Source organism: Deinococcus aerophilus, assembly GCF_014647075.1.
Taxonomy (GTDB): Bacteria; Deinococcota; Deinococci; order Deinococcales; family Deinococcaceae; genus Deinococcus; species Deinococcus aerophilus.
Genome location: NZ_BMOM01000039.1, coordinates 1 through 23,484 on the forward strand (window position 1 = coordinate 1; position 23,484 = coordinate 23,484).

The window sequence follows — 23,484 nt, forward strand, 5'->3', positions numbered from 1 at the left end:
CGGTGGCATTTTCGGTTGTCACAAACAGAAAGTGTCCCCTACCGGGGACGCTTTCTCATACTTTGTGTCAGGCCGTCAGCCCTCTGCAGTCACGAGCGGCGCGCCAGCATAAAAGCGCAGGTGCGGCTCACCCGTGACATTGTCAAACTTCTTGAGCCGGGTGTCCTGGGTGGCGTCGTGAACAACCATCACGCCGTCTTGAGCAATGGCGACCGAGCAAAAGGAAGTGCTCCGAGGCCCCTGTGAGATTTCGGAACCGATTTTGGCTTTGAACCACTGCCGGTCCTCATCGACGAACGTCACTGAAGCCATCGGCATGTCGAAAAACTGTGCCGCGAGCGTCACCAGCCGGTCGAATTGCGGCTCAGGGGCAGTGTCAAGAATGCCAAATCGGTAGAGGGCCGCCAGCCGCTGCTGCTCGTTGTCGGTCTCAGCAGTCAGTTGAGGATTAAAGACCGCAGACTCACTGGCATTCATCTGGCAACACTGCATCAGTGCCTATAACATAAATCTTAATGTATTTCTTATGAATGGAGAGAGGGTGCTGATCTACTCCCAGCAACCGGTTCTGGAGTTTCCGACGTGTGGTGGGTCGGTGTATTCGGTGTTGCAACGCTCCAGGAGCGAGATTTTTCAGCGCAGAGCGCGGTGCGTGGGTATTGCCGTCGGCCCTCCAATGTTTGATCTTTTCCGCAAAGTCTTCCAGCGATAGGAACCTGTGGGTGTTCAGGCACTCATCCCGGAAGCTTCCATTGAACGGCTCGATATGAGCATTGTCCTGAGGCCGTCCAGAACGAGAAAAATCAAGAGTCACCCGATGCCCGAAAGTCCACAGATCCAGAGCCTTACTGACGAACTCACTGCTGTTCACTTGGATGCGCTCGGGATATCCCATGAGATCGACCCCCTGCTCCGCCCGGATGCCGACGTTGACGTGGATGGCCAGTTATTCCTGTGAAAACACATCCAGCAGTGTCAGCGTTGTGAACCGTCTGCCGCCGAACAACGCGGGCGGCTGATTCAGGCCTACCGGCAGGTTGCTGCAGGCGTCCCGTCCACAGCTTGCTAGGGCAAGCCGACAGGCTGCGAGGGCCAGACCAACCGTACACCCTGATCGGGGCCGGGTTGGCGGCCAAATCTGGCCTTTGCTCAGGTTCAGCGCACGAACGCCTCCACGCTCAGGAAGCCCTCAAAAACTGCTCCACGAGCGCGGTGTTCAGGTCAGCCACGAGATCCTGCTGCATTGAAATTGGGTCTGCGCAGCCTTCTGACTGTGGATGCGCTGATCGAGCTGCTTGCGGTCCAGAGTCGATAGCTGGAAGGTCAATGCGAACGGGCGCTCTTCTCAATTCTCTTGCCCCGGGGACCTCGGATAACCAGTTCATCGGAATTCGTATGGATTGTTCGGCAACGGTCGGGGAGAACCCTCGGGCGTTGTCTGACATATACAGCCGGGTCCCCTCAGTGTCGCCCACGGCGGGCAAGCTGCTTCTGAAAAGCCAACAGCCGTGCCGGCGACACCTCCCCGGCCCGCACCGCCGCCTGCACGGCGCAGCCGGGTTCGGTGGTGTGGGTGCATTTGCGAAAGCGGCACCGGGTGGCCAGCGCCTCCAGCGCTCCGAAATCGGCGGCGTCCGCGTCCCACACGGCGATGTCGCGCAGTCCCGGATTATCGATCAGCAATCCCCCTCCGGGCACGAGGTACAGCGTCCGGCTGGTCGTCGTGTGCCTGCCCTGCTGGTCGCTGGCCCGGATCTCTCCGGTGGGCGCGGCCACGCGGCCCAGCAGGGCATTGGTGAGGGTGGATTTGCCCACCCCGGAAGAGCCGATCAGGGCCAGCGTGACTCCTTCCGTCAGCAGCGCCCTCACCCCTTCGAGTCCCTGATCTCCCTGGGCGCAGGTGACCTGGATATTCAGGTCAGGGTCCAGCGTGCGCAGCTGCTCCACCCACCAGTCCGTATCCACGCGGAGGTCGGCCTTGTTCAGGACCAGGACGGGCTGCGCTCCACTCTGTTGCACGGCCTCCACATAGCGCCCCAGCCGCTCCAGATCGAAGTCGGCGTCGGGGGCGGTGACAATCAGGACAAGATCGACATTGGCGGCGATGACCTGTTGCCGGACCGCCTGGGCCCGCCGGCCCTCATCCGCCGCACCCACCGCGCGGGCAAAGGTGGTGCGCCGCGGCAGCACGCCGACCAGGCGCCCCCCTTCCTCGGAGCCGGCCTCGAGCACGCACCAGTCTCCGATGGCCGGGGTCAGCGATCCGTGGTGCCGCAGGGTACCGGACAGCCGGGCCTCCTGCTCGCCGTGCAGGCCACGCACCTGAAAGGTCTCGCGCTGGACACCGACGATCCGCACCGGCGTCAGCCGGGCACGTCCGTCGTCAGTCAGTGGGGCGCAGAAGGCCTCGAAGGCCTCCTGAAAGTCCGCGTCCCAGCCCAGTGTCTTCAGCTCAGACGACATGATGCGCTCCAGTCTTTGGGTGGCTCACCGCAGAGCCGGATATCGGTGGGGTGTTTGTCGGGAAAGTCCATGCCCCCATTGTGTCGTGTCCGGCCGGTGGATGCGCGCCCGCGGCAGGATGCCGACACTTTCACACAAATACACAATGGCAGAAGTGTGCCGCTTTGCCGGGCGGGGGATGGGCATCTTCGGGCCGCGCCCCTTCAAAGGCGGGACCCGATGAGATCAGGCTTCACCTAGAACGACTCTGTCATCGTCTGGAGATGACCTGCCTCTTCCACCCTTCAGGGTATTCCATCTCCCTGCGGGTACACCGGCGTCCTGCGCGGCACGGTATCGGTGGGAAAACCACAACCGGGTCGTCGTCCTCTCACCTCGACCTCCGCTGACCCTGGCGGGCGGACTTGTCTGCCCAGGAGGCCACCAGATGCAAGTGGGGGACACCGCCGGAAAGCGCCAGGGCTCAGCGTTCGATGCCGGGACACCGCAGAGGAGCCCATCCCGCCATGCCCGCCCGCATGCAGGCCGCGCGGCCCGGACCGGTCCCGGCGGGCCGCCTGCGTTATGCTCGGTCCATATGTTCTCAAACGGACCGGACGCCGGCCCTGATTCCTGTATCCCTGCCCAGTCCCTCAGCGAAACGACATGAGCGTGCTGCTGACGCTGGCCATCATCCTGACCATGGTGGGATTCAATGCCCTGTACGTGGCCGCCGAGTTTGCCACCGTGGGGTCGCGCCGCTCGCGGGTACAGGCCGCCGCCGAGGGCGGCAACCGCGCGGCCGCCGCCCTGCTGAACATCCTGAGTGATCCCCGGCGGCTGGACACCTACGTGGCCGCCTGTCAGATCGGCATTACCCTCAGCAGTCTGGTGGCGGGGTCGTTTGGGCAGGCCCGGCTCATTCCCCTGCTGTCGCCGGTGCTGGGCTCGGTGGGGGGGACGGTGGCCGCCACCGTGGTCGTGCTGGTTTTCATCACCATGCTGCAGGTGGTGCTGGGCGAGCTGCTGCCCAAGACGGTGGCCCTGCGTTATCCCGAACGGCTGGCGATCGCCGTGCTGCGGCCCCTGCAGCTCAGCCTGCTGCTGTTCCGGCCCCTGATCGCCGTGTTCAACGGCGCGGCCTTCGCGGCGATGCGCGCCTGGGGACTGGATACCGACCACAGCCACGCCCACGTCCACTCCCCGGAGGAACTGGAGGACCTGTACCGTCAGAGTGCCCGTGGCGGCCTGATCGACGCTGCCGAGCGCGACATGGTGTCCGGCGTGTTGAACGTGGAGACGCGCCTGGCCCGGGAGATCATGACTCCCCGTGTCCGGCTGATTAGCGTTCCCGCCACCCTGAGTGTGCGCGAGGCGTTGCAGCGGGTGGCGGGGACCTCCTACTCCCGTTTTCCGGTGACCGACGGGCAGGCGGACGATGTGGTGGGCATGGTTCACCTACGGCCGCTGTTCCTGGCCGCCGAAACCCGTCCCGAGACCCCGGTGTCTGAGGTGATGGTGCCGCCCCTGGTGGTGTCCGAGGGGTTGAACGTACCGCGCCTGTGGCAGCGTCTGCGCCTGGAAGGACGGCACAGCGCCGTGGTGGTGGACGAGTATGGCAGCGTGGCGGGGCTGGTCACGCTGGAGGACACGCTCGAGGAGATTTTCGGTGAAATGCAGGACGAATTCGATCAGGAGGACGACCCGGTGTCTGTCCAGGGACAGCGCGTCAGCGTGCGCGGCGACGTGCTGGTCAAGATGTTGAACGACCGCTTTGAACTGCAGTTGCCCACCGACGAGGTGGACACCATCGGCGGGCTGATGTGGCAGCGGCTGGGACGTCTGCCCGAGGTGGGCGACGAATTGACTTTCGGCGCCATCACGCTGCGGGTGGAGGCGATGCACCGGCGCACCGTGCAGCGGGTGGGGTTCACGATGGCCCGCGCCGGGGATGACCGCAATCAGGAGACCCACCGCTGATGCTGAGTTATCTGTTGCCCATCCTGATCATCGCCGTGCTGGTGGTGCTGAACGGGCTGTTCGTGGCCGCCGAGTTCGCGCTGGTGGCCTCGCGCCGCAGCCGCCTGAAAACGCTGGCCGAGGGGGGGAACCCGGCGGCCCGCTGGCTGTACGACCTGACCGGACACGTGACCGGCAAGGACCGCTATATCGCCGTGGCACAGCTGGGCATCACGCTGGCCTCCATCGGGCTGGGGATGTACGGCGAACCCGCGATCGCGGCGTGGCTCTACGGTCCCTTCGAGGCGCTGGGCCTGCCCTACGCGGCGGCCCACACGGTGGGGTTCGTGGTGGCCCTGAGCCTGATCACCTTTCTGCACGTGGTGTTCGGCGAGATGATTCCCAAGGCGCTGGCGCTGCAAACTCCGGAAACGGTCAGCGTGCGGGTGCATCCGCTGATGCGGGTCTTCGGTCTGCTGTTCCGGCCGATGATCGCCCTGCTGACCGCGCTGGCGCTGGGACTCATGCGCCTGCTGCGCATCCGCGAACCCGGTGAGGGCGCGCTGCTGTACACCAGCAAGGAACTGAGCATCGTCACCGAGGAAAGTGCCGAGGGCGGGCAGCTCGCAGAACGGCAGCGCGCCCTGATCCAGAATATCTTTGCCCTGGAAGACCACGACGCCGGAAAACTGATGACCCCGCGCCGTGATCTGGAGACGCTGTCTCTGACGGCCACACCGCAGGAGGTGCTGGACCGCCTGGCGGGTTCGCCACGCAGCCGCTACCCGGTGTATGACGGCGACCTTGACGCCGTGGTGGGCGTGCTGCACATCAAGGACTTTATCCGCGCCCGCACCCTGGGCCACCCGCTGCACCTGGGCACCCTGATGCGCCCCCTTCCCAGCGTGCCGGCCAGCGCTCCCGCCGAGGACCTGCTGGGTCTGTTCAAACGCGGGCGCAGCCACGCTGCTCTGGTGGTGGACGACTCGGGCGACACGCTGGGATTCGTGACCCTGGACGACCTGATTGATGAGGTGATGCGTCCGGGTTCAGGTCCCCGGGAAGGCTAACTTCAGATCGTCCTGGCCGACTGCACGTCTTAAAGCGGCGAGGAGATCCCACCCCCGTGGTCCCTCAGCGCAAGCAAGGGTGCCCACCGTCGTCAGCCGGATTCGCAGGCCAGTCCGTCCCGGTCTCCATCCAGCTGCGTGCGGTATCCCGGCTGACCCCGCCGGATCGGCAAGGTGGCGCCTGCCGCCCGCGCCGCCGCACAACTCGCGAACCCTCCCGGCGGCACCACGGGCGGTGTTCTGGCCCGGTCCCCACTGGCCTCCCCCTTGAGCTGAGCGGCGCAGCTGCTGCCCTTCGGCAGGCTGAACCGGCCGGCTCCGGCCCGGTTGACCCGGTACCCCAGATCCTCCAGCGCCCCCAGCGTCAACACGCTGACCGGGTTGACCCGCCCGGTGAAGTCGCCCGCGTCCCCGGACAGAATCTCGGCGCAGACCGCCCGACCTGACCAGTGCCCGGCATCCGGGTCCAGGGGCACGCCCGGTCCCTGGCCTCCCAGCGTCCGGTAGGCGGCCAGCGCACGCGGCCCGGTGTAGTACAGGGCCCCGCCCACGCGCCGCACCAGGGTCCGTCCGTCCGTGTCACCACTGACGGAGACCCGGTAGTCCGCTTCCCACAGCGTGCCGACACCCAGCACGTGCAGCAGCTCATGAATCATGGTATCGAGCAGGTCCTCGCGCGGCAGGTCGGACAGTCCATCGGAATTCAGGTCGATCACGCCGTATACCGGCAGGTAGGAGCCGTCACGCAGGTCACATGGCATGCCGGTGGCATACACATCGTCCTTCAGGCGCTTGACCACCACGAAGACCAGCAGCTTCTTCAGGGTGCCCTGCACCCGGGGCAGTCCCCGGTCGCAGTCGTTGGCGGCAATATCGACCCGTACCGGCACAAACGGCGATGTGATCAACGCCGAGACCCGCGCCGCCGCGTCCCGCACGGTGGCCTGCTGCGCGGCCGTCAGGGGTCGGCCCAGCAGCCGCGTCTCGATACCGAACCCAGCGGCTCCCGCATGGCCCAGCAGGGCCCACGACAGCAACAGACACCACGACCAGCGCCACCAGCGCCATACAGGAAGATGCACCGGCCCACTCTACGGCCCCAGCCACCGGGACCGCCCGCACGCTACAGTGGTTCCAAGCACCGTTCCATCCTGTGCGCTGCGGCGCCGACCCGGGGTCTCTCCAGGGTTCACGGCCCGCCTTCTGGAGGTTCATGACTCACGCCGCCCCCCGGTTTCCGATCCCCGCATTCCTGCGGCCCCTCCTGACCCGCAGGACCTGGACGGCGGCGGTGGTGCTGGCCCTGCTGCTCGCCGCACCGGCCACGCACGCCCAGGGAACCGCGTCCCGGACCATCGACGTGGCCGTCTCTGGGACCACCACTGGCCAGGAATTACCGGTGCGCGAGGGCGATATCCTGCGCTTTACGCTCAGCGGTGCGGGCGGCACCGGCTACAGCTGGCAGGCGCTCGATGTGGACCCGGCCTACCTGGTTCTGATTGACCGGCAAACCGTGCCCGCCGCCGCTGCCAGTGGACCGGTACCTGTGGTGGGCGGCGCCGGCCCGACCACCGTATACCGCTACTTCGTACGCACTTCCCTGCGCCGGGGGGGCGTGGCCCTCAGCGTGCCGGTGGTCTTCGTGCATCTTCCGCCGGGCCGCGCTGGCCGCGTGGAGGTTACCCTGATCCGGTATGCCCTGGTGCCCCGCTAGCCTGTCCCTCCGGGTCCGGCTGATCCGCCAGCCGCGTGTCTCCTCTGCTCCTGGCTCGTGCCACAGCCGCAGCACGAAAATACATTCGCGCTGGAATTCATGCCTCTCCCGGCGTGGGGTCGTTCGGGAACGCCCGGTCATGCCGGAGATGTGGGTCAGGCGTGGCGGGACGTGTGGTGTCCTCGTGGGTGCCGGGTGGGTGCGGGGACGGTGCGGGTTCAGGTCCGGCGTCTCCCGCGGGCTTCTCCACCGTGACGGTGCCGGTCATGAAGGGGTGCGGCCCGCAGTGGTAGGTGTAGGTGCCTGGTTGGTCGAAGGTAAAGGTGGTGACACCGCCCCGGCCCAGACCGCGTGAGACCTCGGTGCCGTCGGGAGCCCGCATCACCAAGCCGTGCGCCACGAGGTCCGCGTTCCGCCAAGCCACGGTGGTGCCGAGCTTCACGCGCAGGTCGGGCGGCGTGAAGTGGAAGCCTGCGGCGCGGACCGTCGGGTGGTCCGCGTCGGTCAGGAGGGGCAGGTGACCCACCTCCGGCGGCAGGTTCATGCCGTGCATGCCCGCCCCCCGCTGCGCCTCTTGCGGATCGGGCTGGCCGTGCTGGTCGAGCGGCGGCCCGCCCTGCACCATGAAGTGAATGCCTCCCGGGTATGCACCATCGTTCGTGGCGTGCGGTCCGATGTGGTCGTGGAACACGAAGCGTCCGTCACGGCCCTTCACCAGCAGGTCGTAGCGTTCCCCCGGCCCGATCAGCAGGGTGTCTGCCTCATACGGCTGCGGCAGATCATGCCCGTCTTTGGCCACCACCAGAAAGCTGACTCCATGCAGGTGCATGCTGTGTACCTCGTACCCGAGGTTGATCATGCGGATCAGGCCGACGTCACCGGGGGGAAGCGGCAGGTCCGGGATGAGCGGGGCACTCACGCCGTTGACCAGAAAGTAGTTCGCTGCCGGCCGGTGCACGGTGTTTTCGGGGTCCTGATGGCTGTCCCACTCGTCGAGGATCAGGGTGTGCTCACTCTTCCAGAGCTCCGGGGTCCCGCCGCGCGGCTCCACGATCAGCGCGCCGTACATGCCCATGTCGAGGTGCAGGTTCGTCTGAAAGTGACAGTGGTACGCGAAGGTCCCCGCCTGATCGGCGACGAATTCATAAGTGTAGCTCTGCCCGGGCAGCACCTCATCCAGGCCGTCCATGCGCTGCGCGACGCTGGTGATGCCGTGAAAGTGAATGGTGTGCGGCTGGTCGAGGGTGTTGTGCAGCGTGACCCGTACGAGATCGCCCTGCTGTACGCGCAGTTCCGGCCCCGGCACGCGGGCGGGCTGTCCGGGAAAGCCGTAGGCCCACTGCTCGACCGTGACGCCCGGCGCAATCTCGCGGTGTACGCGCTGCACCTCAAGCGTGAACTCCCGCACCTGCCCGGTGTGCTGCTCGACCGGAATGCTGCCCACCGGCCGGGCCAGGAATGCCCGGACCTCCGCGTCGCGCGGCGTGGTGGCGGGCGCGTCGGCCACCGCGGTCCCCAGGATCACGGCGGCGCAGATGACGATGAACAGACTCTGCACTCGGCCTCCGCGTCCGGATGGACCTCACTTCACGCTGAAGAATCGGGTCATGCCCAGCATGGCGTGCGGCATCTTCGTTTTGGGGTCGGTGACGAAGCAGACCGCGAAGTAGTTGCCGGGCGCGAGGTTCATGTCGATGTACGTGGTCTTTCCGGGCGAGATCACGCCTCCGCCGTGTGTTTCGTCCATCGAGATGGGGGACTCGTCCTGCGTTCCGGACGGACCGTCACTCATCATGAACTTCATGACGTCCGCCTCCGTCTTGCCCGGTTTAACCGGCATGATCATCACGAAATGCGGCTGGCGCCCGTCGTTCACCACTTCCCAGGTGTGCTGCCCGGCCGCGATGTTGGTGGCCGGGAAGGCGAGGGCAAAGTCCGCGAGCTGCAGCCGGTAGTCCGCCTTCGGGGCGGCCGCCGCGTTGTCGCCTTTGGTCACCTCAAACGTCTGGAAGTACCCCAGGTTGGCCAGGGCCTGTGGATTCTTCTCGTCCCCATTGCTGCTCGTGGTAGACACCACGTAGGTACCGGGTTCCAGGTTCACGGTGAAGTCATAATTGGCTTTCGCCGCGAGTTCCGGAACGCCGCCGTACAGCTCCGAGGAGTTGATGATGCGGGCCTCGACGTCGGCAGAGTTGTCCCCCGGATCGGTGGCCAGGGCCGCCACAGCACTCTTGAGCGTGTCGGCGCTCACGCCCGGGTTGAGCTTGAACAGCTGTATCTCGGCCGGACGGTCCGTGTCGTTCTTCAGGGTGAAATGCACGTACCCGGCGGGCACCTGCGCGGGTACCTGGTAGCCGTCCTTCGTCGTGGTGATCGTGACGTTGGGCGCGGACTGGGCGGCGGCGGCGCTCAGCAGCGTCAGTGTCAGGGCGGCCAATGAGAACTGAAGTGCATGCATATGGACCTCCGGCCAGGGCTGGCCTGTGCATTCCCGCCGCAGCGCCTTGACGCTGCCTGTTCGGTTGGCCTGAGCGTAGACAACGCAGCGTGACCGGGGCGTGATCGGGGTGTGGGGGCCCGGTTGCCGGCCCCACTCACTGCTGCGATGCGCCGCATCCTGTCCCCGCTCTGGGGCCGTGACGCGGCCGTTCCAGCGTTGGCAAAGTCCCTGCCTGTCTTTCTACAGGGGCGCGGATGGCGCGACGCCCGGCCCCCGTCCGACGCAGTGCCTGCCGGTGTCGAGGCCGGTTCCCCAACGCGGGAGGCCTTCCCCCGTTCCATCAGGTCAGGTCCAAATGTGAGATTCAAGCGGCTTTGGGTGTGTACTGCGGACGGTAGCCTCACAAACTCCGAAACTCTCTGGAGCTTCGAACCTCATGGACCGGGTGTGGCCCCTGCGGCACTGACCTGGCCGCCCGACGGGCGACGGAATCCCGGCAGGATCACCAGCAGCACTCTGACCCCAACTGGGCTGCACCTCAACACCGGGAATGCGCTTCCTGGTGAGGGCAATACCCGTTGCCTGAAGCTGCTGAGCAAGCTTCGGCGTGCCTGCGTCCCGACGCTCCTGGACTTTTCATTGCTGAATGGAGTCTGACATGGCTGAACCTTTCCTCGGCGAAATAAAACTGGTGGGCTTCTCCTTCGTGCCGCGTGGCTGGGCGTTCTGCAACGGCCAGCTGCTGCCCATCAATCAGAATCAGGCGCTGTTTGCCCTGCTGGGAACCCTCTATGGCGGCGATGGACGAACCACCTTCGCGCTGCCGGATCTGCGCGGGCGCATTCCACTTCATCACGGTGCGGGGCCGGGCCTGCCCCTGATGAAGCAGGGCGAGCGTTCCGGCACGGAAACCGTCTCCCTGACCACACGGGAGGTGCCGGGTCATACGCATCTGGTGAACGCCAGCACACAGGCGGCCACGCGGACCACGCCAGACGGCACCTTCCTGGCGACGGCCGGCAGCGATGAAATCTACCTCGCTGACAACCCGACAGACGCGCTCAGCCCGTCCTCGGTGGCGAACGCTGGTGAGGGGCTCCCCCACGACAACCGCATGCCGTTCCTGGCCCTGAATTACATCATTGCGGTGTTCGGCATCTATCCCTCTCGGAACTGATGGAGGCCACCATGACAGATCCTTATCTCGGCGAGATCCGCGCCTTCGGCTTTGGCTTCACGCCCCGGGGCTGGGCGCTGTGTGATGGACAACTCCTCCCCATTGCCCAGTACACGGCCCTCTACTCGCTGCTGGGCACCATCTATGGCGGCAATGGACGCACCACCTTCGCGTTGCCGAATCTGCAGGGACGCGCCGCCATGCAGCCTCGTCAGGGACCCGGCCTCAGAAGCCACCGACTCGGCGATGTGGGCGGAGCAGAGTCGGTGACCTTGACTCCACCGCAACTTCCGGCGCACACCCATACCCTGCAGGCCGTCGCCAGCCCGGCCGAAAGCGCCACGCCAAAAGGCAAGCTGCTCGCCCGCGTGGTGGGCGGACCGATCTATTCCAGTGGACCGGCCACGGTCGCCCTGGCCCCCTCCGCGCTCACTGCTCAGGGCGAGGGTCAGCCCCACAACAACCTGCCGCCCTATCTCACGCTGAACTTCTGCATCGCGGTGCAGGGGTTGTTCCCCTCTCGTCCTTAGCGCTGAGGGAGGGCCAATGCTCCATGGGATGACGCCATGAAACCAGATCTGAACCGCCGCACCGTTCTCAAATCCCTTGCCCTGGCCGCCGCCACCTGCTCTCCGGGTCTTGCGGCGCAGGCAGTCAGGGCCGCGCCTGCCCGTCCGGCTCCGAGGGTAGGCGTGCTGCCCGCCCGGAGTGTCTACCCTGGCCTGGGTCAGCGTTACCTGGCCGGTCTGACCCTCTCGCTCGGGGCACCGGGCGTGGCACAGACCGAAGTGGTGGTCCGCCACGTCGGCCCACAGGCCGCCGCACTCGAAGCGGCGGCCCGCGAGCTGCTCGCAGAAGGCGTACACCTGTTGATCTCGCTGGGCGACGGTTCAGCGGCGGCGCTGGCCGCTCTGGCCGAGCGCCACCATGTTCCGCTGCTCGTCAGCGAACTCGGCAGCCTGATGCCCCGGGGCGAGACAGGCAGCCCCTTCGTCTTCTGCAATTCCTTGCAACTGTGGCAATCCGAATGGGCCCTGGGCCACTGGACGGCCCGGCACCTGGGAAACCGGGTTCAGGTGGTGACCACGCTGCTGGAAAGCGGGTATGACCTGCCATATGCCTTCGCTTCAGGCGTCGCTGACGGCGGAGGCACGGTGGTGGCAACCTCGTTCGCCGACAATTTCGGCGGTGGCCACGAAACCGACCCGGTACTGGCGAGCGTTCGCGCCCTGGGTCCCGAGCATGTTCACCTGATTGCCAGCGGCCCGCAGCCTGCGGCGTTCATCGCGGCCTATCAGCGCCACTTCCTCCTGCCGCGCCCTGCCCTGAGCCTCTCGGGTCTGGCCGTATCCGGGCCCCGCCCGGCCGCAGCGGGCGCCGCCGGGCGGCACAGCGCACTGTCCTGGGCCAGTGGCCTTGACCTGCCGCTCAACCGGCTCTTTACCTCCAGTTACCGCCGCCTCCACTCCCAGGCCCCCGACGCTGTGGCCGCGCTGGGTTATGAAACGGGCCGGTGGCTGCTGCAGGCCCTGGATGCGGTCGGTGGTCAGGTGACACAGACCCAGGCGTGGCTGCAGGCCTTTGCCCACGCCCGCTTCGACAGCCCGCGCGGCACCGTCTGGGCCGATCCTCAGACCCGCCGGGTCCAGGCCCCCATCTACCTACGCCGCTCGGCGGTGAAAGGCCGGGCCGTGTCACAGCAGGTCGTCCAGGTCCTGAGCGCTCCACCGCTGCAACACCGGGCCCTGCAGGCGCTGCTGGACATGCCGCGCAGCGGCTGGAGCATGCCGTATCTGCAGGGCTGAAGGGTGCTTGCCAGACAGCGGCCTGAGCCGTCGTCTTGACAGGACCGGATGACGAAACGCTCCCGCGGGAGGGTGGCGCCCGGCCCTGCGGGCCCACTGGACCGGATCGGGCAGAGATGCAGCAGTCGGTGATGGCCGGGCGGGTGCTGCACCTTCGGGTGGAAAAGACCACCCTCGCCCACCAGCTGCCCTGGTCTGGCCTCAGGATGTGAACGGGTTTGCGGTCCGAAGGCGCTGGATCCGGGAACCTGCACGTGGCCTGCAGGCTCCGGTGGTCTTCCTGGCAAAGCGGGCAGGACCTCAGAAGTGGCCTGCCTGAAGGGCAACGCGCTCCCCCGTGCCTTCACGAGACACGTCAACAGGGCTGAGCGGTCGAGGAATTGGGTCGTCGTTGCCCAGGGAGACCGGCGGCCGGGCACGGCATGCTGGGGGACCGGAACACGCGCCCTGAATTTGGGCCGGAGCACTGCCGAGACGCACCATTCCCGGAGGTCCCCGCGTGGTTCCATTCAGACGACCTTCACGGCGCGGGACGATGCCTGGGCAGGCCAGGGCCGTTCGTGGTCCGGGCTTCGGATGCGGCATTCTGCAGTTATGACCGAACTCCCCACAGCCCCGCCCAGGGTTCCCCGTTCCTTCTGGCAGGGCTTGCGGGCCTTTGTGCCCCTGATTCCGGGGGTGATGCCTTTTGGCATGGTGGCGGGCATCGCGGCGGTGCAGGCCGGCTTCTCGCCTGCCCAGTCCATTGCCTTTTCCCTGATCGGCTATGCGGGGTCGGCGCAGCTCGTGGCTTCACAGATGTTCGGCCACACGCCAACCCTGCTGATCGTTCTGGCCACCCTGATCGTGAATCTGCGCTTCGCCATGTACTCGGCCTCGCTGCTGCCCCTCTTTGACGGCGTGTCGCTGGCGCGGCGCTGGCTGCTGGCCTACGGCCTGACCGACCAGAGCTATGCGGTCACGATGGGGCGGCCCGCTTCGACGCCGAATCCGGTGGCGTACTACGCGGGGGCGACCGCGCTGATGTGGCTTACCTGGCAGAGCGGAACCGCCGTCGGGGCGCTGCTCGGCGCGAGGATTCCCGCACACTGGCCGCTGGAGTTTGCCGTGCCGCTGAGTTTTATTGCGCTGCTGATTCCAGTGCTGAGAAGCAGACCCCAGGTGCTCGCCGCTGGGATTTCGGCCGTGGTGGCCGTGGCGACCTACAACCTGCCGTTCCGCCTGAACCTGATTCTGGGTGCGGTGTGCGGCATTGCGGCGGGTCTGCTCATCCAACGGTGGAAGGGACAGGCGGCATGAGCACCTGGCTGCTGATTCTCGGGGTCGGTGCCGGGAGCCTCCTGTTGCGCGCGTCCTCTCTGGTGTTGCTGCGGGGCAGGAAGCTGCCGGACAGCGTCACCCTGTCTCTGGGACTGGTTCCCGCCTCGGTGCTGGCGGCCCTGATCGCCCCGGAACTGCTGTATGCCCGCGGCACGGGCGCTTTCGATCCGTTCAGTCCGCGTCTGGCGGCGGGCCTCGTGGCCGCCGCGGTGGCCTGGAAAACCCGCAACCTGCTGTGGACCCTGATTGCTGGCCTGGGGCTGCTCCTGCTGCTGGGCTGAGATCGCGGTGACCGGGCCAGGGTGACTGAGAAAGGTGCAGGGCAGATGGGCCGGAGTGCTTCTCGGTTCTCCGACTGCCGGAAATCTGAACACAGGAGAGCATGGGAAGCCGTCCCGTTTTCCGTTGGGCCCGGAAGCAGAGCGCAGCCGGACCCAGGACTCCCCTCGATCCCCTCTGTGAGGCATTTTATCCTTCCCTGTTTTTATAAACAGAAGGTCTATAGCTGACGAAAATGAGTAGAGTCACAGGGACTAGGCCCTAGAACTCGTGGAGTGACTTAATACTATAGTGGAATACTGGAGGTGAGGTCGGGATTATCGGGCCATACTGGCCCCCGCCCCGTAAGGAGAACGCCATGCGCACTTCTATCCTGAGCGTCCTGATGGCCGTGTCCCTCGCCGTCAGCTCCGCTTTCGCTGCAGGGACTGTCCATCCGGTGGTCGCCATGGGCGATGGGCAAATCTACAAGGTGCTGTACACCGAGAGCTCGTGGATGTCGCTGGCCATACCGCTCCGGGTCCTGGGCGGCGATGTCCCCAGCGATGTCAGCCTGTCGGTCAGTGGTCTGCCCGACGGCACGACCATCACCCTGGACAGCGTCCGTCAGGTGGGCGGCATGTTGTTGCTGGAGGTCACGGTCAGCCGTGACGATGACACCCTGGCGGTTTACGACACCGCGATCATTACCGTGAAGTCCGGCGACCAGATCCTGACCACCCTGAGTATTCCGGTGATGGGCGCCGCCTACTAACGAGGAATGATTTCAGCACGCTGCGGCTCCGCATACAGCAGACATCTTCACTGGAAGTGCTGCAACGGAGTCGCGGAGTGGTCGTGGCCCGTTCGGCATTGAACCGGCGGGCAACGCTTTGCCGGATCCTGAAGGGCAGGGGGGAGGAGCCCCACCCTTTGCCGTGTTCAACGTCGCCGGCTGTTCCAGGGCCGTTCTGCGGGATAGAAGACCCGGCACGAAATAAGAAGTCGCTGTGGTCGCCTTTGTCGTTCTGATGGCGGCCATCACCTTGGCGGTGGACCTTCTATTCTTCAAAAACCGCTGCCGGGACTGGCCGGCGGCGAAGGTGGAACCAGTCCTGAAACGGTCCTCAGCGCGGCGGCGGAAAACGCCCCCAGCCTGCGCCGTCGCTGGAGAGACTGTGCTGGAGGGAAAGGTCCGGCCGAACGTCTAGACTGTCCGGTGTCCATGACCGATGTCTCCAGCTCCGACCCCTTTCACCCCTCAGCACTCCGGGCCACCCAGTTGATGATTCACCTGCAGGGGGTGACGCAGGCTCTGGCGGCCGTCCGTCAGCAGGATGAGGTCTTTGACATCGTCCTGCGTGACGCCCTGGATGCTCTGGGCGGCATCTCTGGAGCGGTCCTCCTCGTTCAGGACGGTCGGCTGCACGTTGCGGCGCGCAGTGGCCAGGACGGGGCGAGCGTCTGGCAGGCGGGAGACCTCGAAGGCCACCGCCCCAGTCCGGACGCGCTGCGCTCGAACACGCCGCTGTTCTTTGGCAGGAGTGGCGATCTGGCGACCGCCTACCCGGAACTCGAGGCCCGCACAGGAGGCGTGGCCGCCGTTGCCAGCGCCGTCCTGCCCATGGTGGAAGACGGCCGGCCCCTGGGGGTGATCGTGCTGGATTTCCGTGAACCGCACGACTTCAATGCGGATGAACGGCGCTTCCTGACCACCCTGGCCGGGCAGTGTGCCCTGGCGCTTGACCGCGCCCAGCTCTCCAGCACCCTAGAGCGCCAGATCGAGGACCGCACCGCCGAACTCGCTGCCTTCGTGCGCTTTACCGAGGTGGCCGACAGCGAGACGGACGTGCTGACGCTGGCGGCGCGGGCCGGGGAGGTCCTGAGCGTCCTCTTTCCGAGCTGTTCGAGCGGGTATTACGTGCTGGAAGACGGCCTCTGGAAACTCAAGGTGAACAGCCGTGACCTCGAGGCCGAGCCGGCGCTGCTGGACGTCCTCAAGGCCGGAATGCCGCTGGACATCCCGGTGTTCGGGCAACTAACGCAGACCGGTGGGCCGGTGTTCGTGGACGCCTGGAACCCGGAGCGCGAACGCTTGCCCTGGACCGGAAGTTACCGGGCCGTCGCCCTGTATCCGCTTGTGCCGGACGCCGCCACCCAGGCGATGTTTGCCGTGGGACTCAAGGATACCCCGCACTGGACCGAACCCCACAGGGCGGTGTTCCGTTCGCTGGGCCGCAGCCTCAGCCTGGCCCTCGAGCGCACGCAGACCGTGCGGCAGCTCAGCGTCAAGAATGCCGAGTTGCAGGCCCGCACGCTGGCACTGGAAGGTGTTGCCCGGCTGACCCATGACCTGAGCCGTCAGGGCAACCCGGCGCAGCTGATCGAGCAGGTGCTGCAGCTGGTGTTTTCCCTGCTGCCCGCCGGTTATGCGTCGTTCTGGGAGGTCCGCGACGGGCGCTGGCAGATGACGGCGCAACTGGGCGATGTCGGCCGCCCCGAGTGGCAGGCGACCCGGTTGCAGGGTTTCGGGGTGGGCCAGGCCCCCAGTCTGGACCAGCCGTATCAGACCCGGCAGCCGCTGTTTCAGGACCACTACGACCCGGCCCGGGACGCGCTGCCGCATGTGATGGATCACCTGCTGAGCATGGCGACCCTGCCGGTGGTGGTGCACGGAACGGTGGCGGGCGTCCTGGGCGTGGCCCTGTTCAGTCCGCGTCCGTGGGGCGCAGCCGACCGGGCGCTGCTGACCACACTGGCCCAGAGCCTGGGACTTGGCCTGGAGCGCGCCGAGCAGCTCCGGCAGCTGGAAGCCGAGGGAGCTGCCCGGGAGGCCTTCGCGGCCTTTACCGAGGCGGTGGGCACCCAGACGGACGTGCTGGCCCTGGCCCGGCAGGCCTTCGAGGTGCTGCGCGGGCGCTTTGCGCACGCCAGCGCCGGCTACTACGAACGCGAGGGAGAGCTGTGGAAGGCCCGGGCCCACACCGACGACCTGCACGGGGACGTGCTCGCGATGATCCGTGCGGGCCTGCCGTCGCAGACCCCCATGATCGCCCGGATGCTGCGTGCCGGAGAGGTGGTGTTCACCGACGCCTGGGATTCGCTGCGCGAGGAGCTGGAGGGCACCGAGGAATACGGCAAGGTCGCCAACTACCCGTTGATGGTCGGGGGTGAGGTGCAGGCCATGCTCTCCATCGGCCTGCGGGAACGCCGGCAGTGGAGCGGGCCCTCCATGGCGCTGGTGCGGGCCGTGGGGCGCGGGTTGACGCTGGCGCTGGAACGCAGCGCCACTGCGCGGCGGCTGGAGGACCAGAACGCCGAGCTGCAGGCCCGGACCCAGGCACTCGAGGGCTTCGCCGAGCTGACCCGCGATCTGGGACTGACCGCCGAGCCCAGTGTCCTGATCCGGCGGGCCATGGAACTGGTGCTCACGCTGCTGCCACCGGGGTACGCCGCCTTCTGGCAGATCTTGGACGGGCAGTGGCACGTCACCACGCGGGTCGGTGAGGTGGGCAAGCCCGAGTTGCAGGCCGCTCTGCAGGCCGGGCTGGCAGTCGGTCAGACCCCGAGCCTCGATCAGCCGCACCACACGCGCGAGCCGCTGTTTCAGGACCACTATGACCCCACGCGTGACATCGCCCCGGAACTGGCCGATCACGTCTCGACGCTGGCCACCCTGCCGGTGCTGGTCAACGGCAAGGTGGCCGGCATTTTCAGCGTGCCCCTCTTTGGGCAGCGCGCGTGGAGCGCCGCTGATCAGGCTGTTCTGAGGACGACGGTCCATAGCCTGGGGCTGGCGCTGGAACGCGCCGAACACGTCCGGCAACTCCAGGCGCAGCGCGACATGTTGCAGGCCGCCAACGAGGAACTCGAGGCCTTTACCTACTCGGTCTCGCACGACCTGCGCACCCCGGTGCGCCACATCGTCAGCTTCGGCAGCATGCTGCGCCGGTCGCTGCCCGAGCCGCTGGACGAGAAGACGGTGCGCTACGCCAGCATCGTCGAGACCGCGGCGGTGCAGCTCAACGGGCTGATCGACGGCATGCTCGATCTCTCGCGCACCTCGCGTCAGCCGCTGCGTACCGAGGCGGTGGATCTGGGCCGGCTGGTGGAGGCTGCCCGCAAGGAAATCATGGTGGCCCAGCCGGAACGCCGGATCGACTGGCGGGTGGCCGATCTGCCCACCGTCGTGGGGGACGCTGGCCTGCTGCGCCGGGTCGTCGCCACCCTGATGAACAACGCGGTGAAGTACACCCGCCCCCGCGAACTCGCGGTGATCGAGGTGTGGGCCGAAGACCGGGGAGAGACCTGGGCGGTCCTGGTGCGCGACAACGGGGTGGGCTTTGCCCCGCAGTACGGCAAGAAGCTGTTTACCGTCTTTCAGCGCCTGCACCGCCAGCAGGACTTCGAGGGAGCCGGCGTGAGTCTGGCCAGCGCCCGGCGCGTCGTGACCCGGCACGGCGGGACCATGATGGCCGAAGGCCAGCCCGACGCCGGGGCCACCTTTGGCTTCACCCTGCCCAAAACGGGTCCCGAAGGAGCGGAGCCCGCCGGCAGTGAAGCGTAGGGCTGCGGCCCCCAGCGCTGTCTGAAGGTGCTCCACATCAGCCGCACCCCCGGCGGGCCTAGAACACAGGGCATGCAGAGCGTCAATCCCGCCAGCGGTGAAGTCATCGCCACCTACGAAGATCACACCTCCGAACAGGTTCAGGCGGCCATTGCCCGCGCACATGAGGCCTTCGGGTCCTACCGGCGCACCCCGTTTGCCACGCGGGCCGGGTGGATGAACGCCGCCGCCGACGTGCTTGAACGCCGCGCCGATGAGCTTGCCCGGCTCGCCACCCGTGAAATGGGCAAGACCGTGGAGGCCGCCCGGCAGGAGGTGCTCAAGTGCGCCGTCGCCTGCCGTTTCTACGCCGAACACGCCGAGGGCTTTCTGGCGCCGAAGACGGTACAGACCGAGGCGCAGGAGGCCTACGTGGTCCACCAGCCGCTCGGGGTGGTGCTCGCGGTGATGCCCTGGAACTTTCCGTACTGGCAGGCCTTTCGCTTCATTGCCCCCACCCTGATGGCCGGCAACACCGGGCTGCTCAAGCACGCCAGCAACGTGCCCGGCTGCGCCCTGGCCATCGAGGACGTGCTGCGGGAGGCGGGGTTCCCCGAGGGCGTGTTCACCACCCTGCTGATCGGCAGCGCGGGCGTGGAGGGCGTGCTGAAAGACGACCGCGTGACCGCCGTCAGCCTGACCGGGTCCGAGGGGGCCGGGCGCGCCGTGTCCGCGACCGCCGGAGGCCAGCTCAAGCCCGCCGTGATGGAGCTCGGCGGCTCCGATCCCTTCATCGTGATGCCCAGCGCGGATCTGGACCTCGCCGCAAAAACGGCCGTGACCGCCCGCACCATCAACAACGGCCAGAGCTGCATCGCTGCCAAGCGGTTTATCGTGCACGCCGACGTGTACGACGCCTTTACTGAGGCCTTCATCGCTGGGCTGAAGGCCCTGAAGGTCGGCGACCCGGAAGCGGACGACACGGACGTTGGCCCCCTGGCCACGCCGCAGATTCGTGAGGACATTCACCGGCAGCTGCAGGACGCCGTGAACAAGGGGGCGCGCGTCCGGCTCGGCGGCGAGGTGCCTGAAGGCGACGGCAACTATTACCCGGTCACGGCCCTGGATCAGCTCACGCCCGAGATGGACGTGTGGCTCGAGGAAACCTTTGGTCCCGTCGCCCTGATCTTCCGGGTCGGCAGTCTGGATGAGGCCATTGACCTGGCAAACGCCACCACCTTCGGGCTGGGCAGCAGCGCGTGGACGAGCGACGCCGCCGAACGCCGGCGCTTCGTGGAGGATCTGGAGGCCGGATCGGTCTTCATCAATGCGATGGTGGCGAGCGACCCGCGCCTGCCCTTCGGCGGGATAAAGAACAGTGGCTTTGGCCGCGAACTCGGAGAGCACGGCATCCTGCAGTTCGTGAACATCAAGACCGTGTCGGTCGGCGCTCCCGACAACGCGCACCGCAGCAAGACCGAGTAGAGCGGCCCCTGCCCTCCGAACACCGTATGGTCTGGGAGTGCAAGAATCCGTTTTTTCAATGGAGCGCGGCCTCCTGCGTTCGGAACCGGACCCCCGGAAGCCCACTGTGAGCGTTCTGCGGCAAACGGCCGGGAGCGCGAAGCTGTGAAGGCGGTCCTGTACCACCAGTTCGGCGAACGCCCTGAACTCGTGACGGTTCCCGATCCCACCCCACACCCGGACGGCGTGGTCCTGCGGGTCGAGGCCTCGGGCGTATGCCGCAGCGACTGGCACGGCTGGATGGGCCATGACCCCGATATCCGCCTGCCGCATGTGCCCGGCCACGAGATCGCGGGCACGGTGGTGGCGGTGGGACCGGGAATCACGCGCTGGCGCGAGGGCGACCGCGTGACGCTGCCCTTCGTGTCGGGCTGTGGCCGCTGCCCGGAATGCCAAGCGGGTCAGCAGCAGGTGTGCCGCGATCAGTTCCAGCCTGGCTTCACCGCCTGGGGCTCATTCGCCGAATACGTGGCGCTGCGCCACGCCGAGCACAATCTGGTACGCCTGCCCGATACGCTGGATTTCGTGACGGCGGCGAGCCTGGGCTGCCGCTTTGCCACCGCCTTCCGGGCCGTGGTGCACCAGGGCCGGGTGCGCGGCGGCGAGTGGGTCGCAGTGCACGGCTGCGGCGGGGTGGGCCTGTCGGCCGTCATGATCGCCCGGGCGCTGGGGGCCCGGGTCATCGCGGTGGACATCGGCGAGGGTCCCCTGCGCCGGGCCGCCGAGGTGGGCGCGGAGGTAGCGCTCAACAGCCGCGAAACGGGGGTCGTGGAGGCCATCCGCGAGGCTACGGGCGGCGGCGTTCACGTGTCATTGGACGCTCTGGGCCATCCCCAGACGTGTTCCGATTCCATTTCCTGCCTGCGGACCCGGGGACGGCACGTGCAGGTCGGGCTGATGCTCGCGGGGCACAGCCGCCCGGCCATTCCCATGGACGCCGTGATCGCCCGGGAGCTGGAAATCTACGGCAGTCACGGCATGCAGGCCCACGCCTATCCGGACATGCTCGGCATGATCGAGGCGGGGGTGCTGCGTCCGGAACGCCTGATCGGTGGGCGCATCACCCTGGCCGGGGCAATCGAGGCACTCACCGGCATGAACCGCTTTGAGGCGGGCGGCGTGACGGTGATCGACCGCTTCGTGTGAGGCGGGGGCGATAGGTCACGTGACCGGCTGGGCCACGCCGGCCTGCGCCGCGTGTCTGCGCCGCTTGACCACGTACATGCGTTCGTCGGCCAGGGCGAGCAGCGCGTCCCCGGACGCCTCACGGCTGTGGGCCACCCCCACGCTCGCACCCCGCAGCGGCGCCACCTGACGCGCGGCGAGCACGGCGGTGTCCACCGCCTCGTGTACCTGATCCTCGTCGCCGGTGCCCAGCACCACAAACTCGTCGCCGCCCAGCCGGTACAGCTGCCCCGTCCCACCCAGTTCCACCTTCAGGGTGGCGGCGAACACCTGCAGCAACCGGTCCCCCCGGGCATGGCCCTCCTGATCGTTGACCGCCTTCAGGCCGTCCAGATCCAGGCCGGCGAGCAGAAACGGTCCAAGTTGCTCACGCCGGGGCAGGTCCTCGCCCAGCGCCCGGCGGTTGAGCACCCCGGTCAGCGCGTCCTGGCGTGCGTCCTGCCGCGCGAGCTCCACCTCACGCCGCCGACTCAGGGCGTTGCGGACGCTGCGCCCGGCCGCCTCCAGCAGCGTCCGGTCGCTGCCGCGCCAGCCGCAGACCTCGCTGCCGTTCAGGCGCACCGCCATCAGCAGCGAGGTGACCTCTCCGTGCGTGTCCAGCGGAAGCCACGCGATCTGCTGGATCCCGCAGTCCACGGCCGACTGCAGCGCGCCGGGATAGCTGGGGTAGTCGTCCAGATACAGGGGCCGTTTGAGGCCGCGCAGGGTCTGCGTGAGGTCGGCGGGCCAGTACGGCAGCTCGCTGGGCAGCGCGCGCGCCGCCGCGGGCATCCGGGGATGATGGTGCGCGGCCTGAACCCTCAGGCCATCGTCCTCAAATACCACTAGGCCCGTGTAATCGGCGGCGAGCGCCTCTCCCAGCAGGGCCGAGGCGGCCAGCGTCATCTGCTCGGGGCTGAGGTCCAGGTCCATCAGGCGGGTGATGTCCTCGAGCACGCGCGCATGTTCCAGGCCGCGCTGCAGGTCGGCGTTGCGCCGACGCTGCGCGCCGAGTTCACGGTCCAGTGACAGGTTCCGCGCGCGCAGTTCCAGCTCGCTGACCGCCAGTTCGGCGAGGTCCTGCAGCGCCTGCAGATCGGCGGGCGTCAGGGGATGGGGCCGGTCATCGGTCACGCACAATGTTCCGATGCGGTGTCCGGCCGGGGTGGTCAGCGGCGTCCCGGCGTACATGTGAATGTGCGGCTCGTCCACGACCATCGGATTGTGGGCGAAGCGGGGGTCGGTCCGGGCGTTCTCAACGACCAGTGGGCCGTCTTGCAGGATGGTCCACGCACAGAACGAGTCCTGGCGCGGCGCGGTGGTGTCCTCCAGCCCCACGGCCGATTTGCCCCACTGCCGGTCCTGATCGATGAAATTGATGACCGCCACCCGGGTATTCAGCAGGTGCGCGGCGAGGCGGGTGATGCGGTCAAAGGCGGCCTCGCGGGGGGTATCGAGGACGTCGTACGAGGCCAGGTCGAGCAGCCGGGCGTATTCATCGGTGGGCAGGGGCACGCCGGTCATGGAACAGAAGATAGGACAGGCTTCCAGACCGTTTTCTGACAAGCGGGAACCTCAACCGGTAAAAGCGGGGCGTGCCCAACCGAACGGGGGCGCAGATTCGAGGCTGCGCAGCTGTTCGTGGGCGCTGGAGCGGAGGACATAGGTGGTGGGCAGCTCCCAACCCTGAAGGTGTGGCGCGCGGCGCGGGGTTCCTCTGCAAAAACACTGGAATGGGCTTCCATCTCATCTTGTCGGATGACCTTCCAGACGCCCTATACCCTTCTTACAAAGATCTTACAAGAGGCCAGCTCTCTCTTACAGATTTATCACTGGGGGGAGGGGGGGGGGAGGGGGGGCTACAGCTCATGATAAATCGGCTTTTAGTTTAATACCAAGCTAACGCTGTGCACATGAACCCGCCACCCGTGGCGGGCAGTGAAATGCAACCGGCTATAGCGGTGTTGCACATAGGAGAAAGTTATGAAAAAGATTGTTGTTGCCGCCCTGTCCGCTGCTCTGATGTCGACCGCCTTTGCGGGAACGGCCAGCACCTCTGTCACCA

20 protein-coding genes are annotated in these 23,484 nt (G+C 67.0%); 12 read left to right on the forward strand and 8 right to left on the reverse strand.

The window, feature by feature from the left end:
• Positions 1-75: 75 nt before the first annotated feature.
• The 3 genes from IEY21_RS14995 to rsgA form a co-directional block, all read right to left on the reverse strand.
• Entirely contained in the window at positions 76-477 is a 402-nt protein-coding gene (locus tag IEY21_RS14995) for a GAF domain-containing protein (protein ID WP_188905160.1), read from the reverse strand.
• Positions 464-895, reverse strand: coding sequence for an integrase core domain-containing protein (locus tag IEY21_RS17050; protein WP_188905161.1), 432 nt, complete (start codon positions 893-895; stop codon positions 464-466). Before IEY21_RS17050 ends, IEY21_RS14995 begins: the two co-directional genes overlap by 14 nt.
• Before the next feature lie 566 nt (positions 896-1,461).
• Positions 1,462-2,463: a ribosome small subunit-dependent GTPase A gene (rsgA, locus tag IEY21_RS15005; RefSeq protein ID WP_188905162.1), complete on the reverse strand. Its 1,002-nt coding sequence runs from the start codon at positions 2,461-2,463 to the stop codon at positions 1,462-1,464.
• A 645-nt stretch (positions 2,464-3,108) separates the two neighbouring features.
• Here rsgA and IEY21_RS15010 point away from each other — a divergent pair.
• Complete coding sequence (locus IEY21_RS15010; protein ID WP_188905163.1) at positions 3,109-4,422, forward strand: hemolysin family protein; 1,314 nt, start codon at positions 3,109-3,111, stop codon at positions 4,420-4,422.
• Entirely contained in the window at positions 4,422-5,471 is a 1,050-nt protein-coding gene (locus IEY21_RS15015; RefSeq protein WP_188905164.1) for a hemolysin family protein, read from the forward strand. The genes IEY21_RS15010 and IEY21_RS15015 overlap by 1 nt, the downstream gene beginning before the upstream one ends.
• 92 nt (positions 5,472-5,563) lie before the next feature.
• On the opposite strand, the gene IEY21_RS16920 is transcribed toward IEY21_RS15015, so the two are convergent.
• Complete coding sequence (locus IEY21_RS16920) at positions 5,564-6,553, reverse strand: excalibur calcium-binding domain-containing protein (RefSeq protein ID WP_229753141.1); 990 nt, start codon at positions 6,551-6,553, stop codon at positions 5,564-5,566.
• A gap of 131 nt (positions 6,554-6,684) precedes the next feature.
• Between IEY21_RS16920 and IEY21_RS15025 the strand changes: the two genes are divergently transcribed.
• A complete protein-coding gene (locus IEY21_RS15025; RefSeq protein ID WP_188905165.1) occupies positions 6,685-7,185 on the forward strand; it encodes a protease inhibitor I42 family protein in 501 nt (166 codons plus the stop codon).
• Between the two features lie 97 nt (positions 7,186-7,282).
• Here IEY21_RS15025 and IEY21_RS15030 read toward each other — a convergent pair whose 3' ends face one another.
• A complete protein-coding gene (locus tag IEY21_RS15030; protein WP_229753142.1) occupies positions 7,283-8,743 on the reverse strand; it encodes a multicopper oxidase family protein in 1,461 nt (486 codons plus the stop codon).
• 24 nt (positions 8,744-8,767) lie between these two features.
• Positions 8,768-9,643, reverse strand: a complete 876-nt coding sequence (locus tag IEY21_RS15035; RefSeq protein ID WP_229753143.1) for a hypothetical protein — start codon at positions 9,641-9,643, stop codon at positions 8,768-8,770.
• Positions 9,644-10,271: 628 nt separating this feature from the next.
• Between IEY21_RS15035 and IEY21_RS15040 the strand changes: the two genes are divergently transcribed.
• The 9 genes from IEY21_RS15040 to IEY21_RS15080 all read left to right on the forward strand — a co-directional run bounded on the left by IEY21_RS15040 (position 10,272) and on the right by IEY21_RS15080 (position 21,401).
• Entirely contained in the window at positions 10,272-10,802 is a 531-nt protein-coding gene (locus IEY21_RS15040; protein ID WP_229753144.1) for a phage tail protein, read from the forward strand.
• Between the two features lie 11 nt (positions 10,803-10,813).
• On the forward strand, positions 10,814-11,332 hold the full coding sequence (locus IEY21_RS15045; RefSeq protein WP_188905166.1) for a phage tail protein: 519 nt from the start codon (positions 10,814-10,816) through the stop codon (positions 11,330-11,332).
• Positions 11,333-11,368: 36 nt separating this feature from the next.
• Positions 11,369-12,607: an ABC transporter substrate-binding protein gene (locus tag IEY21_RS15050; protein WP_188905167.1), complete on the forward strand. Its 1,239-nt coding sequence runs from the start codon at positions 11,369-11,371 to the stop codon at positions 12,605-12,607.
• A 594-nt stretch (positions 12,608-13,201) separates the two neighbouring features.
• Positions 13,202-13,906 (forward strand): AzlC family ABC transporter permease, encoded by a 705-nt coding sequence (locus tag IEY21_RS15055; protein ID WP_229753145.1) that lies wholly within the window; start codon positions 13,202-13,204, stop codon positions 13,904-13,906.
• Positions 13,903-14,208 carry an AzlD domain-containing protein gene (locus IEY21_RS15060; RefSeq protein WP_188905169.1) on the forward strand — a complete coding sequence of 102 codons (306 nt, stop codon included), beginning with the start codon at positions 13,903-13,905 and terminating at the stop codon, positions 14,206-14,208. Before IEY21_RS15055 ends, IEY21_RS15060 begins: the two co-directional genes overlap by 4 nt.
• Positions 14,209-14,564: 356 nt before the next feature.
• On the forward strand, positions 14,565-14,960 hold the full coding sequence (locus IEY21_RS15065) for a hypothetical protein (RefSeq protein ID WP_188905170.1): 396 nt from the start codon (positions 14,565-14,567) through the stop codon (positions 14,958-14,960).
• A gap of 450 nt (positions 14,961-15,410) precedes the next feature.
• Entirely contained in the window at positions 15,411-18,752 is a 3,342-nt protein-coding gene (locus IEY21_RS17055; RefSeq protein WP_188905171.1) for a GAF domain-containing protein, read from the forward strand.
• A gap of 72 nt (positions 18,753-18,824) precedes the next feature.
• The gene (locus IEY21_RS15075) at positions 18,825-20,216 is read left to right on the forward strand and encodes an NAD-dependent succinate-semialdehyde dehydrogenase (RefSeq protein ID WP_188905172.1); all 1,392 of its coding nucleotides are present in this window, start codon (positions 18,825-18,827) and stop codon (positions 20,214-20,216) included.
• Between the two features lie 144 nt (positions 20,217-20,360).
• Positions 20,361-21,401: a zinc-dependent alcohol dehydrogenase family protein gene (locus IEY21_RS15080; RefSeq protein ID WP_188905173.1), complete on the forward strand. Its 1,041-nt coding sequence runs from the start codon at positions 20,361-20,363 to the stop codon at positions 21,399-21,401.
• Positions 21,402-21,416: 15 nt separating this feature from the next.
• Here IEY21_RS15080 and IEY21_RS15085 read toward each other — a convergent pair whose 3' ends face one another.
• Together IEY21_RS15085 and IEY21_RS16935 are read right to left on the reverse strand one after the other, a co-directional pair.
• Positions 21,417-22,943 carry a sensor domain-containing diguanylate cyclase gene (locus IEY21_RS15085; RefSeq protein ID WP_188905174.1) on the reverse strand — a complete coding sequence of 509 codons (1,527 nt, stop codon included), beginning with the start codon at positions 22,941-22,943 and terminating at the stop codon, positions 21,417-21,419.
• Between the two features lie 359 nt (positions 22,944-23,302).
• On the reverse strand, positions 23,303-23,484 hold a 182-nt coding region (locus IEY21_RS16935; RefSeq protein ID WP_229753146.1), incomplete at its 5' end, for a hypothetical protein.

Excerpts from the sequence above, each read along its gene's own strand:
- IEY21_RS15045 (WP_188905166.1), top strand. The coding sequence starts at position 10,814 with ATGACAGATCCTTATCTCGGCGAGATCCGCGCCTTCGGCTTTGGCTTC.
- IEY21_RS15085 (WP_188905174.1), bottom strand. The coding sequence starts at position 22,943 with ATGACCGGCGTGCCCCTGCCCACCGATGAATACGCCCGGCTGCTCGAC.
- IEY21_RS15035 (WP_229753143.1), bottom strand. The coding sequence starts at position 9,643 with ATGCATGCACTTCAGTTCTCATTGGCCGCCCTGACACTGACGCTGCTG.
- IEY21_RS15060 (WP_188905169.1), top strand. The coding sequence starts at position 13,903 with ATGAGCACCTGGCTGCTGATTCTCGGGGTCGGTGCCGGGAGCCTCCTG.
- IEY21_RS14995 (WP_188905160.1), bottom strand. The coding sequence starts at position 477 with ATGAATGCCAGTGAGTCTGCGGTCTTTAATCCTCAACTGACTGCTGAG.
- IEY21_RS17055 (WP_188905171.1), top strand. The coding sequence starts at position 15,411 with ATGACCGATGTCTCCAGCTCCGACCCCTTTCACCCCTCAGCACTCCGG.
- rsgA (WP_188905162.1), bottom strand. The coding sequence starts at position 2,463 with ATGTCGTCTGAGCTGAAGACACTGGGCTGGGACGCGGACTTTCAGGAG.
- IEY21_RS15065 (WP_188905170.1), top strand. The coding sequence starts at position 14,565 with ATGCGCACTTCTATCCTGAGCGTCCTGATGGCCGTGTCCCTCGCCGTC.
- IEY21_RS15040 (WP_229753144.1), top strand. The coding sequence starts at position 10,272 with ATGGAGTCTGACATGGCTGAACCTTTCCTCGGCGAAATAAAACTGGTG.
- IEY21_RS15050 (WP_188905167.1), top strand. The coding sequence starts at position 11,369 with ATGAAACCAGATCTGAACCGCCGCACCGTTCTCAAATCCCTTGCCCTG.
- IEY21_RS17050 (WP_188905161.1), bottom strand. The coding sequence starts at position 895 with ATGGGATATCCCGAGCGCATCCAAGTGAACAGCAGTGAGTTCGTCAGT.
- IEY21_RS15015 (WP_188905164.1), top strand. The coding sequence starts at position 4,422 with ATGCTGAGTTATCTGTTGCCCATCCTGATCATCGCCGTGCTGGTGGTG.
- IEY21_RS15075 (WP_188905172.1), top strand. The coding sequence starts at position 18,825 with ATGCAGAGCGTCAATCCCGCCAGCGGTGAAGTCATCGCCACCTACGAA.
- IEY21_RS15010 (WP_188905163.1), top strand. The coding sequence starts at position 3,109 with ATGAGCGTGCTGCTGACGCTGGCCATCATCCTGACCATGGTGGGATTC.
- IEY21_RS15055 (WP_229753145.1), top strand. The coding sequence starts at position 13,202 with ATGACCGAACTCCCCACAGCCCCGCCCAGGGTTCCCCGTTCCTTCTGG.
- IEY21_RS15025 (WP_188905165.1), top strand. The coding sequence starts at position 6,685 with ATGACTCACGCCGCCCCCCGGTTTCCGATCCCCGCATTCCTGCGGCCC.